Below are 15,510 nucleotides of genomic sequence, written 5' to 3'. Positions count from 1 at the left end.
TCAGTCTGTAGAGCGACCATAAGACCAGAACAGAGTAAATCTGTTAAGGCAGGTGCGGAACCCCGCAAGGGAAAGAAGCAGAAACCTAAATCGTGAGGTTTGGGAATCACCGTCCGTTTACGGCGGTGAGGATGTCAAACTATAAAGTATATTTTCCCGCCAAAATCCCCCTCTCTGGGGAGAAGGGGAAAAGCAAACCCAAGATTAACCCTGCACCATGACAGAAGCAGCCGCAGCCACACCGGCGCCGGGGGTGACACCTTCGACACCTAACTCGATTAAAGTCGCTTCAATGGCAGCGATAACCGTGAGGATATCCCTCTCACTAGCAAAACCTAAATGACCGATACGGAAGATTTTACCCTTGAGGTGATCCTGACCACCAGCGACAGCGATGTCGAACTTTTTATTGAGAGTCGAACGAATTTTTTCCGCATCCACCAGAGTGGGGGCCACCGCAGTAATCGCCGTGGAAGCCCAGGAATCCGCCGCGTAGAGGGGCAAATCCAGGGCGCGCATACCGGCCCGCGTCATCTTCGTTAAGCGTTGGTGACGGGCGAAAATTGCCGCTAATCCCTCCCTTCTCATCATTTGCAGAGAAGCTTGTAAACCGTACATCAGGTTAACTGGAGGGGTAAAGGGGGAACTATCCTCATCGGTGGCTTTTTTGTATTTGCCCAAATCTAGATAAAAACGGGGCAGTTTGGCGGTTTCGTAGGCTTTCCAAGCTTTTTGACTTACGGAAACAAAACCTAAACCGGGAGAAATCATATAACCTTTCTGGGAACCAGAACCGACCACATCTAAACCCCATTCATCGATGGGAATATGATAAGCTCCTAAACTGGTGACAGCATCGACGATAATTAAAGCTTCCCCGTGGTCTTTTACCGCTTTGTTAATGCTTTCCAAGTCATTGAGAACCCCGGTGGAAGTTTCCGAATGGGTGATAATTACCGCTTTGATGGCTTTTTCCTTGTCTTCGGTCAGTTTAGCCGTGAATGCCTCTGGATCTAGGGGTTTACCCCATTCTGCCTTAATGACATCCACATTTAAGCCGTATGCTTTCGCCACTTTCGCCCAACGTTCCCCAAATTTACCATTATCCCCCACCAAAACTCGATCGCCGGGGCTAAGAAAATTAATAATTCCCGCTTCCATGGCACCGGTTCCCGAAGCAGTTAGCATTAAAACATCGCCACTGGTTTGATGCAACCATTTGAGATTTTCGGTTAATTCGGCGATTACCTTGCTAAAAGCACCCGTCCGATGACCTATAGGTGCTTTAGCCATAGCCAATAATACCGCTTCCGGCACTGGTGTCGGGCCGGGAATCATCAACATATTTTTATTTTCCATGGTTCGTCCTCTCTCGTTGGGCCATATTTAACAAAGATAAAAAACCAAATCTCGATCGCATCAATTCTGAGGGGATGATTTAAGATTCGGCAAACTCTGATTATATACCGGGAGATAGCCGTGTCAGTTATCAGTGATCAGTTACCAGTTATCAGGTGTGAGTTTTCAGCGAATAGTATTAAGGGACAAGCTCGGAGCTGCCTTTTTACTGTTTACCGATAACTGAAAAATCCCTAACCGAGATTTTCAAAGAGTTTCTGGATACCGACGGCAGCATCGGGCAGTTTTACCAAAGATTCGCCGATTAGAACCGCATTTGCTCCCGCTTGCTTCACTGTGGCTAGATCTGCAGCTTGGTGTAATCCCGATTCGCTGACGATCAGAATACCTTTTTCTCGCACCTGTTCACCCCTGGCTTCTAGTAATTGGCGAGTATTGTCTAAATCGACTTTAAATGTCTCTAAATTGCGGTTATTGATGCCGATTAGTTCGATTCCCTCAATGGCTAACACTCGATCGAATTCGGCCAGACTATGCACCTCTACCAAAGCTGTCATCCCTAAACCCTTGACAATTTTGACAAAATATGCTAGGTCTTGATCGCTTAAAATAGCGGCAATTAAAAGGACAGCATCGGCTCCTTTAGAGCGAGCGTAGTAGATTTGATAGGGATAAAGGATAAATTCTTTGCATAATAGGGGTAAAGATACCGCTTGCCGGACGAGGGTAAGATTTTCGTAACTACCTTGAAAAAACTTACTATCGGTTAGGACTGATAAACAAGTGGCTCCCCCCTGTTCATAGGTACGGGCGATCGCTACAGGATCAAAATCTTCCCGGATAACTCCCTTGCTCGGGGAAGCTTTTTTCACTTCGGCAATCAAAGCGGGTTGGGTTTTCCCCTGTTTTAAGGCGGCTAAAAAGTCGCAAGGTGGCGCAGTATTGGCTATTTTTTGGCGTAATTCTAATAAAGGCAACCGTTCGCGCAATTTATCGACTTCCATCTCTTTATGCCAAACGATTTCTTCTAAAATATTTTGCGGTTGTGCCTCCGGCACTTTCACCACATAACTCAAACTCTCAACTTTGACGGCAGGATTGGGGTGTTTTCTTCGGATCTGCATTTTTTCACTGTCCAGAGTGTGAACAGTGATTAGTTTAACAGTGATTAGTTATCAGTAATTCAAATAGAGACGCAGTTAATCACGTCTCTACAGATATTTATCTATACTTTTGTGGATATTCCCAGTCTTCACCAATCTCCTCAAGGCTATTGCATAGCTCCGAGCGAACGTTCTAAAATCTTATCTTGGAGTTTTTCTTCTTCTTGACGATTTTCGGTTAATAAAACCCGTGCTTTCGCAGTTCCTGCCTCCCCTTCCCCCAAAAGCTCCTCTGTACGAGTTAAGACTTTTTCTTCGAGCATTCCCTCTGCTTGTCGTTCTTGGGTTAAATTAAGACGTGCTTTTTCTTGAATATTCATAAATTTATCCTTGCCACAGGTGCGATCGATTTCTACCTTTAGTCTGACACAAATTTGCTATTCTGTATCATTAACTACAGAAAAATTTAGAATCTTACCTATGAAACCGAGATTTAGGTATTTGTTCTCATTGCTTAAATGGACAGGGATCGATCGACCTAAAGCTATAAAATAAAACCTATGGAACAATTCCCCGGCGTAATCAAGCTTGTATATCGGGCGAATAATTATCGATTGCCTAAACCAAGAGATTTCTTGACACTATCCGATTCTATCGTAATATCCTATTTGCAGAGCTTATGACCAAAGGTAATTTAAACGATCTCATCCGTACAGAAGCTAATAAAGAGGTAGAATCCCAACCCTCTCCTTCTCCCAAACGTGCCAAGGAAACTAACGCCACCCTACAGGCAAAAATTAACGACTTGACGGCAGAATTAGAAAAAACCGAGAAAAATCAGCAAACTCTCCAAGAAACAGTTATTTCTCTGGAAGAAGAACTTAAAGAACATCTGGAACTCTCTGTCAGTTTACAGCAGTTACAACAACAGACCGAGCAGTTAGAATCTGTCCTCTCGGAAAAAACTACTTTGCTGGCACAATTATCGAGTCAATTAAGCAAGACAGAAACAGAACTGACTGATAAAAAACAGTTAATTGAAAAATTATCGAGTCAATTAAGCAAGACAGAAACAGAACTGACTGATAAAAAACAGTTAATTGAAAAATTATATAATCAAATTAAAACCCTAGAAAATAGTCCCACCCCCACCCCTGAACCGTCAGCAATTACCAAACTATTGCCTAAGAAACCCAGTCTTTATAACTTTGAAATGGCCACTTTAGCCCGTTATATTGCCCCCACTCCTACCCCCACAGAGTTAACGGATTCCGATATCGGTTGGTTCGATTAATTATGGCTAGTAAAAATCAAGAACAACAACATCCACAGGAAAGACTCGATCGCCCGATTGTTGATCAGCTACTGCAATCAGAACCCAATGATTTAAACTTAGCTGAATGCGCTCGTTTACGCATACGTTATCAAAACTTTCCGGGAGCAAGAGAAATCCAAAGAGATTTAGATTTAATCCTAGAAAAATGGCAGTTAGATGAAGTCAGTTTATGGGCAAAAACTCGACAACTGCACAGTCATGGACAAGTGTATCAAATTCGCCAAACCGAGGAGCAACAGGATTGGAGTTAAATTGCAGCAGTTATCTTAATGGTGCGAGAGGAAAAATCAAACCTATAATTTGATTTTATCTAATAATCTCTGAAAAGGATTTTTTGGTTTGCTTGCTGGCGGATCTGCGGGGGGATTAGGATCATCTAGATAACGATAATATTTCCAGATATCCCAGTAAGGACAACCCGGTTCAATGCGAATTCCTGCCCAATGTAAATATTTTAAGGGCTGATTTAATCTCGGATCGATTAAAATATTCCCCTGACGTTGAAAATGAGAACTTCCCCCCCAATTTCCCGCTTGACAACCCGGAGCGCGGACAATATTAAATCGATTGGGAACTCGTTTGAGAATGGTATAATTAATAATCGGTTGATCGGAGGTTTTTTGAGAAAAATCAAAGTATTCTGGATGAGCGGCACATTCTTGAAAAGCACTATATAATTCCTGTTCTGAGAACAGATTCTTTTTACTAGCCCAAAAACCACCGTTAAACATTCCACTTAGATCATTTTCCGTGAAGATTCCTTGTTCTAAAACAATCGGATTAAAGACATCAGTAATCCCTTTTTTGTGTTGGTAATCACAGCAGAGAAAATCGTAGGTATCGAGGAAATTTAGATTATCTATTATTTTTTCAAAAACTACGATATCCGTATCGATATAAAGAAATTGATCTAGTTCTCCAAACCAACACACCTGCTTGCGAAATTGATTGGGACGAGCAAAGAATTTTTCTCCAAAAATATCATAGATTTTCTGGGCTAATTCTTCCACTAATTGCAGATCAGGATAGAGAATAACGCCATATTTTTCGGACAATAAATCGGCAATTTTTTGATAATTATTGTCGTAGGGAATCAAGATGACGGGAGAATCGGGATCGTACAAACGAATACTATTCATTAATGCGATCGCCTGCTCGATAACTCGATCATTAGCGGTAATGTAAATTCCTCGCTTCATAAATATCCTAGGGGCAAGAGTTAGAAATAATTATATAGCAGTTATCTTAATGGTGAAGTAGAAAGTTTTCCTTTTGGGGGGTCAGCCATCAGACTTCGGCGTGAGCTTTTGTCGAACGCTTTTTTCTCCCGATATCCCTGTTCACTGATAACTGATAACTGATAACTGATAACTGATCACTGATCACTGATCACTGAATAGCCGATCGGTCTTTCTCTGTCAACTCTTAAGGAGTCGTGGGTTTCATTTTTGAATTGGCGAATAATTAAGGAAAGATCACTGCTACTTAAACAGTTTTTTCTTAAGTTTAGCGAGGGAACTCTGTATCCATAATTTTTTAAGTCGCAGGGGTTCTAAACCTTCTATATCAGCCGGATAGTGTTTTTTAATATCAAAGAAATCATTAATTTCTCTTAAAATTGTTTCAAAACGTGGTAGTAATTTTTCGGGATGATAATCATCGAGAAAATTAGCCGGTAAAGAATTAACGGGAAAATTACGGGCATAATTAAGAATACGTGACCGATCGTATTGAGTGGAATAAGCCCCGATTTTTTGACAATTGAAACCGGGATCGAGATAATCGGCTAAGGCGCTATTGACGCTAGAAAATACCGTACAACCACAGGCTAAAGCTTCCAGGGGCGGTAAGCCAAAACCCTCCGTTAAACTGTTTACAGCCCAATATTCAGCCGAATCGTAGAGATAAACCCGACTAAGATTGAATAATCCCACTAAATCCTCCACATAGCTATCTAAAACCTTAACGCGACAGTGGGGACGGAGGGCGGGAACTAGACGATTGAGAAGATACTTTGAGGATTTGCGCCCCTGTACTAGGACATCGATATCTCTTTCTAAGCCTAAATTGAGAAATTCTGAGCCAATTTGATTAGGAAGATAGTAAATCAAAGCATTAGGAGCTTTTTCTCCCCAATAACCCATAGTATTACGGCTAACGGTGATAATTGGTATTTGGGAGGGTAAACGGAAGCCGTAACCTGTACTATGGGCATGATAAATGATATTATGCGATCGCAATCTTTGCACCAGTTTAGGAACATCAAAACCCCAGCTAACCACAAAAATACTGTCATCCGAGCTTATTTTCGCGAGTATATCCTCTAAAAAAGGATAATTTAACTCTTTTTGACGATAAGTCACAATCTGGGCGCTACAAATTTGACTAGCCAAATTGACAGTTTTCATTTCTGCCCACAGTCCACCCCCACCAAAAGGAGAAGTAGTACCGGGCAAGAGAAAATAGAGGTTTCTCATCAGGATAATAGAAGTTTTGGTTAAGCGGTAGTCTGGAGACTTGGCTATTCTATACTTAATTATTAAGGTGTGAGGTATCTAAAGGCAATAGTTGATCGAGCATAGATATTATTAAATTATGTTTGCCACTGATAAATACTTAGAATTATTAAAGCAATACCCTCCTCGTCCTATTCACAATGAGGAAGACTTAGAAATGATGCAGGAGGTTATTAATCGCCTTTTAGACAAACCCCAATTAACGGCAGAAGAAAGGGAATATCTAAATGTTTTAGGGGCTTTAATTTATGAGCATGAGGAAAATCAAGAGCCAATACCTGATATTTATGGACTTGAATTGTTGAAATTTATATTAGAGGAAAGAAACCTACAAAAGCAAGATTTGCTATCTATTTTTGAAAGCAAGTCAACCCTGGATGACATTTTTGATGGCCTACAAGAGTTAACTCCTATCTATATTCAAAAATTAGCCAATTTTTTAAATATATCTCCTGATTTATTTTTTCCTAGTTAGTCACAAAAAATGCGCTAGACAGTTAAGCTTATTTCCTGTCTTAACGCATAGGTTAACAGACTAAATCAAAGCCCGATAACGCCCCAAAGCCAGTAGAGGAAAATACTGCTGATAGAAATGATATTTCAGGTAAAAATGACAGGGAAAACCTGTGCCGGTGAAGTAATCTTCATCCCATGTACCATTTTCTTTTTGGGTAATAAGAAGATAATTAACGCCCTTTTCGATCACTTCTCGCTGATAATTACCGGTAACTTTCCCGACGGCTAATAAACCGATTAATGCCCAAGCAGTTTGGGAAGCGGTACTATTTCCCTGTCCTTTAAATTTAGGGTTATTGTAACTAAAACAGGTTTCACCCCAACCACCATCAACATTTTGACAACTGCTTAACCAATTGGCTCCTTTTTGCAATTGATGGCGATATTTATTCGGTTCCAGAAAAGCCAAAGCAGATAATGCCCCACTGGTTCCATAAATATAATTTACACCCCAACGACCAAACCAACTACCATCAGCTTCCTGTTCTTTTTCCAGATAATCTAAAGCTTTTTTAACTCGATTTTCCTCCATTTTAACATCACAAGTGCCTAACATTTCTAGAACTCTTGCAGTAACATCAGCCGTATTAGGATCGATCATTGCTTTTAGATCGGCATAGGGCAAAGAATTAAGCCAGTTTTGATCGTTATCGATGTCAAAAGCTCCCCAACCACCAGCTTTACACTGCATAGTAGCCATCCAATTAACTGCCCGTTTCATCACGCTTTTTTTAATCTTTTCATCGGGCATTTTAATTAACTCTAAAGCCATCACCACCACTGCCGAATCGTCTAAATCTGGATACCAGCGATTATCAAATTCAAAAGCCCAACCCCCGGGGGTTCCGATTTTATTTTTAATCGCCCAATCGCCATAATCAAGAATTTGTTGATCGATTAACCATTGTCCCGCTTTAATCATAGCTGGATGAGCGGGATTTAGACCGGATTCAATTAGCGATCGAATTACCCAAGCCGTATCCCAAACCGGCGAAACACAGGGCTGTACACAATAGGTATTATCTGTCTCAATGGCAAAATTATCCACCGCTTTTAAACCGCGGGCAACAATCGGATCGTAAACATCATAACCTAGGGCTTTTAAAGCTAATAGAGAATTTAACATCGCTGGGATAATTCCCCCCCAATCTCCTGTGTCTTCCTGTCGTTCAATTACCCATTTTTCCGCCGCTTTCAGACTTTCTTGACGGAAGGGAACTAAATCAGTTTTTTCTGCCCATTTAAACAGCCCATCTAACCAGAGAAAAACATCCGCCCAATCGTTATTTTTTGGTAACTCATACTTGACATTATTCACCCCTTCTGTATAGAGTTCATCGAGATTAAAACCGATTTTATATACGGGTTTTTTGTCGAAAACAATTAACAAAGGAACCGTACTTCCCCGCGCCCAACTGGACATTTCATAGATAGTAAAAGGGAAATTTTCCGGCAGTAGCATAATCCAAGCGGGGATAGAGGGAACCCCCTGCCAATCGTAACAATCAATCAAAGCGAGGTGCATTTTGGTGAAAATGCGGGTTTTGCTGATGCCACCTTTAGCTAAGATAAATTCTCTAGCTTTTTCTAAAGCAGGATCATTAACGGGAATTCCCAATAGTCGCAGCCCCATGTAGGCTTCCACAGTGGTGCTAAGATCGCCACCATCCCCATAAAATAACTCCCAAGCGCCGTTAGGACACTGTTGCTGACGCAGATAGGTGGCTGCTTTGTCTAGGGGGCGTTTTTTGTCAGTTTTCCAGATTTTGTGCAGTAAAATTGCTTCTGAGGTGATGGTGACATTAGATTCTAATTCTGCCCACCAGTAACCGTCAGAGTATTGGGTAGAAAGTAAATAATTTTGAGAAAGTTCGATCGCTTTCGCTGTTTTAGCGGCTATTTCGGTGATTTTGTCCTGAATCTGCATTTTTTCCGTTCGACAACCTCTAGGGACCACGAGTACAAATAAGATAATCTTATTTACAAAGTTTTTAATAAGTAGCTAAAGAATGGGCTTTTGTTCCCAAAGAATCCCGTAAAGGAATCTGCGTGGGTTGCCACCAGCAATTCTCATTTTAAGGTTTCATGACATTAAAACCCTTGCACCTAGAGGGGTTAAAATTCTTTAACGAATCTCTAGATCGCTGAAACAACGCAAAATCGTTTCAAAATGAGAATTGCTGGAGCAACATTAACGGTGTAGTTGAGCCGCCATAGGCAATTTTGGGCTTTTATAGATTACCTGAGTAAAGTCGGCTCCAACGCAGTGTTAGCTTGCACCCCTTATAGGGAGCGATTAACAAGCTAAGGCAAGAACTTTTAGAGGTACAAGAGCTTTGTGAAGAACGCTGGGCTTGGCATTTAGATATATCTCACGGCAATTGCTCTCGTTATATCCAACCACAACAGCCCCTATGGTTGTGCCAATTTCAGGATACATTTCTTGACTCATTTTACCCTCATCTAAAAAATCAGGGATTTTAATTAGCCCCTTGACCAAGGATTCATCAATCTTTACAAAAATACCAAAAGGCGCATGAAATTCAACTTTGCCCTGCACAAACTGACCTAGCTTATATTTTGATTTGATTTGCTCCCAACTTTTGCTATCCATGATGTTTACCGTGATTTAAGGACTCGTGGAAATTGATTTAGGACGGGAAATAGGCTTTGAGGAATAACTACCTCAATGCGTTCGCAGTTATCTTTTTCATCATAGCGAAATTCTAGTTGTTTGAAATATTTATCGTAGTTTGCCTGATCAATAGAAACCTCAAGGATGCCATCTTGGTAGCTCTGGTTAAATTCCTCGGCAATACTTCTGTCATTTGGACCTGCAAAGTAGCAACTTCCATCGACATAAGGAGGGTTATACGGGAAATCAACAGGTTGAAATCCATCATCCAGCAATTTCTGACCTTTACCTTTTTGAGGAGCTTTGTAAATTGTAACGATTTGGACGGATCGTAGCTGCTCCGACTGCATATATTGGTATTTTGGCTAAGACAAACAGCAGTATCATAAACTACATAGGTCTTGAGTTAGTTTCCTGCCTGTAAAAAATATTAGAGTATTGTCTCACCAACAAACCAAAAAGCGGTGATGTTTCAGACTTGCTGAAAAACAAATAAAAATTCTAATGTAAAAAAATAACCAAGATAATTGCTACTCGCTTATTGGGTTTTCATTTTTCGCTTGCTTCATTCCTTCCTTACGGGCTGCTGCGAGATCCTCGTCAGTAGCAGTCATACCACTCTGAAAATAAAGTTCTGCTGCATTACCAATGCCATGTGTCCAGAAAAATACGAATGCAGCACCTCCAAAACCCCCAGCCCCTGGCAAACCAATTTTGAATAACGCAAGACAAATTTGTTGACCAAGCATTCCACCTCCAACAACTGCAAGCATTTCCTTGACTGTTTTAGCGTCAAGTTTGTACCCATAAATATTACCAATAGCGCGAACCATAAGCATTTGCACAGGTGTAATTGTCCAGATGTCGGCAAACGGTATCGGCATAGGCGCAATAGCTGCGGCAGCCCAAGCACTAATTTGGCGTGCTTCTTTAGCCATTTCTCTACGTTGAGATTCATCTACATTGCTGAAGTTATCACCTAGAAATTGCTTCATGCGAACACCATGTTTACCAAGATGCTGAAGTAGCTGAATTGGAATATCACTCATTTGTAAACAATCCTCATTTTAAAGCCATCATAGCCGCGTATCTAGCGAACAAAGTAATCATCTGCATCAATCATTGATGGACAGTAGGAGCGAAATGCTAATGCAAATCTAGACCCATCCATTGTTCTGTAAATCCCACGGTAGTAAGTCCCGTACTGAGGGCTAACTTGAATAGAACAACTAACGAGGTTTGCGGGAGTATAAGCATAGGCTTTGTTAGGAGATGGCGTGTCTATCATTAAATATGAAATGATGCCAAGCAAAGCAGTCGAAATAGCGGTCTTGACAGTCTGACGGCTCATAAGTACTCCAATGAGGTTTTCTAATACTAATTTTATGAGGACTAACGACTGAATTGACCTGCCATTAATGGTTTTGAATGATATGTTTATTAAACTCACACTCAATCCCGCTTCTCAAATTTTCTCTAATCACGTTAATTAAGTCTGCCGTAACAGGGGCATCAATTATAGAGCTTCCATATTTAAGCCAAACTGTGGCAGCAACAGGAGGATTAGCTCTTCTGTTTACGATCCCAACACCAATAGATCTTTGGAAATCTGTATTTTTTATCCAAATTTCATATCCATCATAGTCAAATTCTTGAGATAGATGCTCAAAATAATCCTTGAATGGCACTTCTTCGTTAGAGAGGTTGGCGGAATAATAGAGTCGATCAGCCATTTTTAGCTTCTAGCAATTTTTTCGCCATGTGATTTCAATTTATCGAAAATCAGTTTAATCTCAGAATTAATCAAATCAGTGTGTTGAGATAACCATGTGTAATGATCTTCTTTCCACTCATCTTTGTTCTTCTCCACGTAAGACTCTTGAAATCTCGCATAAGATTGTGAGCGCGGTACAAGACACCTTCAGCGAAAATAGGATTCAAATAAAGTTTGTCCTGCACAATATCATGGTCAAACCAAAATTCTTCTCTATCGCTCCATCCATCTCCTGACATATCGCCATTGCTCCTTTGTATTTCTGTCAAGCTAACGTCGGCGGTAACGGAGCCGCCGACAAAAAGACTAAGATTTCAAAACCCGCGTCATCGGCGGCTCCCGTTCACCGCTTTGTTATCCTGACCTTGCACCGACGAGTCAAGGCGACGCTCCAGGTTGATCATCCGGGTTGTCGAACGTGTCTTCGTCGTACCATACAATGTGCGAAAAGCGAGAATCTGCTGAAATGATCTGATGCAGAGCTTCGCAGATTCTGCGAAGCATTTGTTTGCGTTTTTCCGCAAGGTGATTGGTGCCAAACAAACGCTGAAAGAATCCTAGTTCGCAGCAGTCGTTCGTAATGAGCCATTGGCGTGGCGGGTCGGAATCCATGTCATCGACCAAGCCGACGATGGTTTGGATTTTGAGTTCATCATCTTTGGTGTAGAAGTCCCACGCCCAGTCTTCGCGGTTGTTAGGGGCTTCAACGGCGAATCCAGCATCCTTGAGACGTTGAGCAACAAAGGCCGCGAGCTCTTTTCCGGACGGATCGTTGCCGATGGGTTCAGTTGAGAAGTCGGCAACAAAGCCGACAATTGTTCGAACCGACATTTGTTTTGGTTTTGTTCAGGATAACGGCTTTGAATTGAGCGGTGGCCCGTAAAACAAGCCACTCACCCGTATTTTTCGGACATCCGCTCCAATGAATGGTTAGACAATTTGACAAGATCCATTTACACAAATCTCTCAAATTTCCATAAACCAGAAAAGTTGATAGGTATTCCCTCTTGGTATGCTTTTAATGCTTCTAAACTAAATTCTTTAATTCCCATCAATACTTCAACTTTATTCCCAGATGAAATCGCGCCAACTAGTGCTTTTTGATTCATCGCATTCTTCCATCCAATTATGCAATCATCATATTGATTGAGTTGCATCTCTATCAAACCTTGCATAATATTTCCTGCATTATCTCCTGTGTTTTTCGGGAAAAATATTAGATATTCATCTAACTTTGTTGAAGGCTTCTTTTTCCCTAATCCAAAAGATAAGAAACCAGTGCTTTCAACACAAGCAAGAATATTAGAAAGTTTATTGAGTAGTACACAGGCATCACTGCCAATGTTTGGGAGCAGCACTGGAGTCCAAAGCTGAGCATCAAGATCTTCACCTTCACTCTGCACTGCCTCAGAAGTTAGCTTATCCTTGCTAGGAAGAGCTGAAAGTGCAAGTTTTTCATTATTGACTTTAGTACAAATGCGAAAATAAATCATTCTTAATGCGCCTCTATTTCGTCGTGTTTGGAGCCTTTAGTATTCGACATAGCCCTCATGAGAATCATTCTACTGGAGAGAAATACTTTGTCCAGGAGGTCTGTCTAACGGTCTAGTTAGACCTTCTGCGCTACACTGTCCAATCTTCGGTTATTAAGTTCGGAACTTTACTGAAATCGCCAGTATTTCGGGTAAGCAAAATTAAATTGTTGGAAATGGCGATTGCTGCAATTCTCAAGTCCATTGTAGCCACACGAACCTTCTGACTTCGCATCTCATCAAATATTGCGATCACTTTAGCATCAAATGGTAAAACTGGAGCTTTTGCAAAACCGTTAAGAGTTTCTAACAACAGTGTATATCCACGAGCCATATCAGTATTGTTCTGGGCGCGATTGATGAAGCTGTGAGCGCCAATTACTTGCTCATGAAAACTAATAACCGATAAAGCAAAGTCTGTGATCGGATGTTGCGACATCCGCAAAGCTAATCGACTAAACTCCAAACTGGAACGGCGCTGTAGAAAACTGATATGGTCGGTATCAAGCAAATATTTCACGATTATTTGCCAGTGTCATCAATCGGTCTGTCAGACTGTCGAAACTCGCGTCCATATTCTTGAGCTTCTAGAAAAGCTGCGTCATCAGAGATAGAACCTATGAGTCTTTCGAGCCAATTGTCGGAGCTAGGCTTACTGTCAAATTTATGCTGGAGATCAAAAACCACTTGTTCAAGGGTTATCAAGCGTCGTTCAAGAGTTGCTGTGTCTAGCATGGCTGCTCTTAGATTGAAAGTTATAATTTAGTTGCGTAGCGCAAGGGCTTACTCTAGTCTAACTAAAAAATTGTAACTGTGTTCAAATTAGTGTCAATACAAACAGAAACAAGGTGCGTTACATTTCATCAACGCACCCTACAAGATCGGCTAATAGTGTTGGAGTAATATAGCTATCTGCATTCAATTACTGTGAAGCGATTAGCACCTTCATTGGAGAAGAAATTAGCTTGCAATTCCCCATCCGTATATCTCTCTGTCCATTTCCAATTTATTGTTCGATTTTTCCACCCAAAATCCTGACTTTGCCACTGAATTGCACTTGAATACCGTCTCCAACGACAGAATTGATTAGCAACCTCATTTTGGGCAGGTTTATTACAGCCATCCTGAAACCTGAAGGAGTTAAGACAAGCATCAATGTACTTCCCTTCAATCTGTGGATTTAAAAAAGTTTCTTTTAGATGTGCTGCGATGGTAGTGGATGAATTGAGAAAAATTAGAGATACAAAGAATGTAGAAGCTGCAAAAACCTTTGAAGATATTTTCATTGCCATGACGCATAACTATATTTGTGGTCTAACGACCCCGTTCACCCGCCGCTAATAACCTCTCGAACTCAACGAAGAGACTCAAAACGGTCGGCGTGCAACGGGATTGTTAGAACTCACCAATCGCATCGGGAAGCATCTTGGATAGCAATTGACCAGAAATTGGTCGTTCACACCAGTCAGTTCATTGAGTTAAGACCAAACATATTGCCCTCAGTGTCTACGCACAGAGTCACCCAACCAAACTCCCCAATCGAGAACTTTGACCTGACAATCTTACCGTTTGCCGCAATGATTCGGGACTCTTGTACGGAACAATCTTCAACACTGAAGTAAACCACCGTGCCACCCACTCCAGGGCGGGAATGTTTCGATTTTACTAAAGTACCAGATGCACCATACGCTTTCATGTTTGCAGGAAAGCTCATCATTTGTGTTGCGCCTGTCGGGTCAATGATCTTCTCCAGTTTCTGACCAAGTACACTCTCATAGAACGTAACAGCTCGATCCATATCTTCTACGTAAATATCAAACCAGCCGATTGCATTAGGCTTTTCCATGACATCCTCCAAATTGATTGTGGAGCACTCAGTATAGCCAGCACATTGCTGCTCGTATTGTAGAAATCAGACATCGAACTTGGCGATGTACTTTGCGGGTGTGTAGCCCGTGACCTTGCGAAATGAATGAACATAGTGCGACTGATCTGCGTACAATTCAAGGTAGTGCCTTCTGAATGACTGTTGCACACGCAATACTTTAAGAAAATCATGTGGTGAGAAGCCAGTTATTTGCTTCAGTTTTCGCTGAAGTTGACGAGGTGAAAATTCCGTAAGTCTTGCCATGTCCGCCACAGTATGTATTTGATCAAGCTGCGTCAGAATTTCCTCTGTCAAAGCATTATGTTTTACCAACTCTTCTTTGAGAAACCACTGAACCAAGTCTGAAAGGGCTGGTAGTTTACGATTGAAATCCATATCTTTGATCTTTTCGCTGACTTGGATCAGTGGCAAACTGCCTAAATAGGGTGTCCCTACGTAGCGATCAACTATCTCCTCCGTTTTACCCTGCCATACCCCCGGATAAAACTGAATACCAACATAGTGAAATGATTTTCCAAGGTTTAATACTTCAGCCTTGGTGCGAAGTGCAGTGACTCCCGCTATGTCCGTTTCGATTTGGTTGAACAGAATGTTCACGCAAGCATCGGGCAATGCATGGTAGTGAAAATCCTCTGGCAGATCGGTGATTGTTTTGAGTTCCCAAAAGCAATGTACTAATCCAACGAGGCTGCTGGGCGGCGGTGCTTCTGAATACTGCACAGATCGAACTGATTTATCGATACCGTCCTGTATGGGGCTGTACATCCCAACTAGCTCATGTGTTCTAACGGCTTAATTGAGCGGCAATTGATCGCCTCTAACTAAGCACAATTTACTCTGATTATTGTCTG

The 15,510-nt window shown here is 41.4% G+C and carries 20 protein-coding genes; 3 read left to right on the top strand and 17 right to left on the bottom strand.

Translation table 11 applies throughout. The features are described 5' to 3' along the window. Positions 1-204 precede the first annotated feature (204 nt). From IM322_RS18350 to IM322_RS18340, 3 genes are all read right to left on the bottom strand, one after another. Positions 205-1,359 carry a pyridoxal-phosphate-dependent aminotransferase family protein gene (locus tag IM322_RS18350; RefSeq protein ID WP_287676660.1) on the bottom strand — a complete coding sequence of 385 codons (1,155 nt, stop codon included), beginning with the start codon at positions 1,357-1,359 and terminating at the stop codon, positions 205-207. Positions 1,360-1,592: 233 nt separating this feature from the next. Next, complete coding sequence (gene trpC, locus IM322_RS18345; protein WP_287676658.1) at positions 1,593-2,483, bottom strand: indole-3-glycerol phosphate synthase TrpC; 891 nt, start codon at positions 2,481-2,483, stop codon at positions 1,593-1,595. Between the two features lie 146 nt (positions 2,484-2,629). Next, positions 2,630-2,842, bottom strand: coding sequence for a hypothetical protein (locus IM322_RS18340; RefSeq protein WP_287676655.1), 213 nt, complete (start codon positions 2,840-2,842; stop codon positions 2,630-2,632). 299 nt (positions 2,843-3,141) lie between these two features. Between IM322_RS18340 and IM322_RS18335 the strand changes: the two genes are divergently transcribed. Both IM322_RS18335 and IM322_RS18330 read left to right on the top strand, forming a co-directional pair. After that, positions 3,142-3,756, top strand: a complete 615-nt coding sequence (locus IM322_RS18335; protein ID WP_287676653.1) for a hypothetical protein — start codon at positions 3,142-3,144, stop codon at positions 3,754-3,756. Between the two features lie 2 nt (positions 3,757-3,758). Next, on the top strand, positions 3,759-4,049 hold the full coding sequence (locus IM322_RS18330) for a DUF3288 family protein (protein ID WP_286824252.1): 291 nt from the start codon (positions 3,759-3,761) through the stop codon (positions 4,047-4,049). A gap of 42 nt (positions 4,050-4,091) precedes the next feature. Here IM322_RS18330 and IM322_RS18325 read toward each other — a convergent pair whose 3' ends face one another. Then, positions 4,092-4,997, bottom strand: a complete 906-nt coding sequence (locus IM322_RS18325) for an Npun_R2821/Npun_R2822 family protein (protein WP_287676651.1) — start codon at positions 4,995-4,997, stop codon at positions 4,092-4,094. A gap of 282 nt (positions 4,998-5,279) precedes the next feature. Beyond that, positions 5,280-6,275 carry a glycosyltransferase gene (locus IM322_RS18320; RefSeq protein ID WP_287676649.1) on the bottom strand — a complete coding sequence of 332 codons (996 nt, stop codon included), beginning with the start codon at positions 6,273-6,275 and terminating at the stop codon, positions 5,280-5,282. Between the two features lie 118 nt (positions 6,276-6,393). Here IM322_RS18320 and IM322_RS18315 point away from each other — a divergent pair, with 118 nt between their 5' ends. Next, positions 6,394-6,789, top strand: coding sequence for a helix-turn-helix domain-containing protein (locus IM322_RS18315; protein ID WP_286824256.1), 396 nt, complete (start codon positions 6,394-6,396; stop codon positions 6,787-6,789). Positions 6,790-6,849: 60 nt separating this feature from the next. Here IM322_RS18315 and shc read toward each other — a convergent pair whose 3' ends face one another. The 12 genes from shc to IM322_RS18255 all read right to left on the bottom strand — a co-directional run bounded on the left by shc (position 6,850) and on the right by IM322_RS18255 (position 15,379). Continuing rightward, positions 6,850-8,757 carry a squalene--hopene cyclase gene (gene shc / locus IM322_RS18310; protein ID WP_287676647.1) on the bottom strand — a complete coding sequence of 636 codons (1,908 nt, stop codon included), beginning with the start codon at positions 8,755-8,757 and terminating at the stop codon, positions 6,850-6,852. A 369-nt stretch (positions 8,758-9,126) separates the two neighbouring features. Next, complete coding sequence (locus IM322_RS18305; protein ID WP_149108058.1) at positions 9,127-9,444, bottom strand: RNA-binding protein; 318 nt, start codon at positions 9,442-9,444, stop codon at positions 9,127-9,129. Positions 9,445-9,449: 5 nt separating this feature from the next. Beyond that, complete coding sequence (locus IM322_RS18300; RefSeq protein ID WP_287713301.1) at positions 9,450-9,815, bottom strand: hypothetical protein; 366 nt, start codon at positions 9,813-9,815, stop codon at positions 9,450-9,452. A gap of 180 nt (positions 9,816-9,995) precedes the next feature. After that, positions 9,996-10,514 carry a DUF697 domain-containing protein gene (locus tag IM322_RS18295; protein WP_287713300.1) on the bottom strand — a complete coding sequence of 173 codons (519 nt, stop codon included), beginning with the start codon at positions 10,512-10,514 and terminating at the stop codon, positions 9,996-9,998. A gap of 366 nt (positions 10,515-10,880) precedes the next feature. Beyond that, the gene (locus tag IM322_RS18290) at positions 10,881-11,198 is read right to left on the bottom strand and encodes a hypothetical protein (RefSeq protein ID WP_286392252.1); all 318 of its coding nucleotides are present in this window, start codon (positions 11,196-11,198) and stop codon (positions 10,881-10,883) included. 419 nt (positions 11,199-11,617) lie between these two features. Then, a complete protein-coding gene (locus IM322_RS18285) occupies positions 11,618-12,070 on the bottom strand; it encodes a hypothetical protein (RefSeq protein ID WP_286392253.1) in 453 nt (150 codons plus the stop codon). A 122-nt stretch (positions 12,071-12,192) separates the two neighbouring features. Continuing rightward, the gene (locus IM322_RS18280; protein ID WP_287713298.1) at positions 12,193-12,732 is read right to left on the bottom strand and encodes a hypothetical protein; all 540 of its coding nucleotides are present in this window, start codon (positions 12,730-12,732) and stop codon (positions 12,193-12,195) included. Between the two features lie 130 nt (positions 12,733-12,862). Beyond that, the gene (locus IM322_RS18275; RefSeq protein ID WP_287713296.1) at positions 12,863-13,291 is read right to left on the bottom strand and encodes a type II toxin-antitoxin system VapC family toxin; all 429 of its coding nucleotides are present in this window, start codon (positions 13,289-13,291) and stop codon (positions 12,863-12,865) included. A 2-nt stretch (positions 13,292-13,293) separates the two neighbouring features. Then, positions 13,294-13,506: a transferase hexapeptide repeat containing protein gene (locus IM322_RS18270; protein ID WP_286392257.1), complete on the bottom strand. Its 213-nt coding sequence runs from the start codon at positions 13,504-13,506 to the stop codon at positions 13,294-13,296. Between the two features lie 173 nt (positions 13,507-13,679). Beyond that, entirely contained in the window at positions 13,680-14,063 is a 384-nt protein-coding gene (locus tag IM322_RS18265) for a hypothetical protein (RefSeq protein ID WP_287713294.1), read from the bottom strand. Positions 14,064-14,236: 173 nt separating this feature from the next. Continuing rightward, positions 14,237-14,617: a VOC family protein gene (locus IM322_RS18260; protein ID WP_287713293.1), complete on the bottom strand. Its 381-nt coding sequence runs from the start codon at positions 14,615-14,617 to the stop codon at positions 14,237-14,239. A gap of 66 nt (positions 14,618-14,683) precedes the next feature. Beyond that, positions 14,684-15,379 carry a helix-turn-helix domain-containing protein gene (locus IM322_RS18255; RefSeq protein WP_287713291.1) on the bottom strand — a complete coding sequence of 232 codons (696 nt, stop codon included), beginning with the start codon at positions 15,377-15,379 and terminating at the stop codon, positions 14,684-14,686. Between the last annotated feature and the right edge of the window lie 131 nt (positions 15,380-15,510).

Source organism: Microcystis sp. M109S1, from assembly GCF_020247025.1.
GTDB lineage: Bacteria > Cyanobacteriota > Cyanobacteriia > Cyanobacteriales > Microcystaceae > Microcystis.
This window is presented reverse-complemented; position numbering and strand designations above follow the sequence as displayed.

Excerpts from the sequence above, each read along its gene's own strand:
- IM322_RS18265 (WP_287713294.1), bottom strand. The coding sequence starts at position 14,063 with ATGGCAATGAAAATATCTTCAAAGGTTTTTGCAGCTTCTACATTCTTT.
- IM322_RS18270 (WP_286392257.1), bottom strand. The coding sequence starts at position 13,506 with ATGCTAGACACAGCAACTCTTGAACGACGCTTGATAACCCTTGAACAA.
- IM322_RS18290 (WP_286392252.1), bottom strand. The coding sequence starts at position 11,198 with ATGGCTGATCGACTCTATTATTCCGCCAACCTCTCTAACGAAGAAGTG.
- IM322_RS18315 (WP_286824256.1), top strand. The coding sequence starts at position 6,394 with ATGTTTGCCACTGATAAATACTTAGAATTATTAAAGCAATACCCTCCT.
- IM322_RS18280 (WP_287713298.1), bottom strand. The coding sequence starts at position 12,732 with ATGATTTATTTTCGCATTTGTACTAAAGTCAATAATGAAAAACTTGCA.
- IM322_RS18335 (WP_287676653.1), top strand. The coding sequence starts at position 3,142 with ATGACCAAAGGTAATTTAAACGATCTCATCCGTACAGAAGCTAATAAA.
- shc (WP_287676647.1), bottom strand. The coding sequence starts at position 8,757 with ATGCAGATTCAGGACAAAATCACCGAAATAGCCGCTAAAACAGCGAAA.
- IM322_RS18285 (WP_286392253.1), bottom strand. The coding sequence starts at position 12,070 with ATGTCGGTTCGAACAATTGTCGGCTTTGTTGCCGACTTCTCAACTGAA.
- IM322_RS18305 (WP_149108058.1), bottom strand. The coding sequence starts at position 9,444 with ATGGATAGCAAAAGTTGGGAGCAAATCAAATCAAAATATAAGCTAGGT.
- IM322_RS18295 (WP_287713300.1), bottom strand. The coding sequence starts at position 10,514 with ATGAGTGATATTCCAATTCAGCTACTTCAGCATCTTGGTAAACATGGT.
- IM322_RS18300 (WP_287713301.1), bottom strand. The coding sequence starts at position 9,815 with ATGCAGTCGGAGCAGCTACGATCCGTCCAAATCGTTACAATTTACAAA.
- IM322_RS18325 (WP_287676651.1), bottom strand. The coding sequence starts at position 4,997 with ATGAAGCGAGGAATTTACATTACCGCTAATGATCGAGTTATCGAGCAG.
- IM322_RS18330 (WP_286824252.1), top strand. The coding sequence starts at position 3,759 with ATGGCTAGTAAAAATCAAGAACAACAACATCCACAGGAAAGACTCGAT.
- IM322_RS18340 (WP_287676655.1), bottom strand. The coding sequence starts at position 2,842 with ATGAATATTCAAGAAAAAGCACGTCTTAATTTAACCCAAGAACGACAA.
- IM322_RS18350 (WP_287676660.1), bottom strand. The coding sequence starts at position 1,359 with ATGGAAAATAAAAATATGTTGATGATTCCCGGCCCGACACCAGTGCCG.
- IM322_RS18260 (WP_287713293.1), bottom strand. The coding sequence starts at position 14,617 with ATGGAAAAGCCTAATGCAATCGGCTGGTTTGATATTTACGTAGAAGAT.
- trpC (WP_287676658.1), bottom strand. The coding sequence starts at position 2,483 with ATGCAGATCCGAAGAAAACACCCCAATCCTGCCGTCAAAGTTGAGAGT.
- IM322_RS18320 (WP_287676649.1), bottom strand. The coding sequence starts at position 6,275 with ATGAGAAACCTCTATTTTCTCTTGCCCGGTACTACTTCTCCTTTTGGT.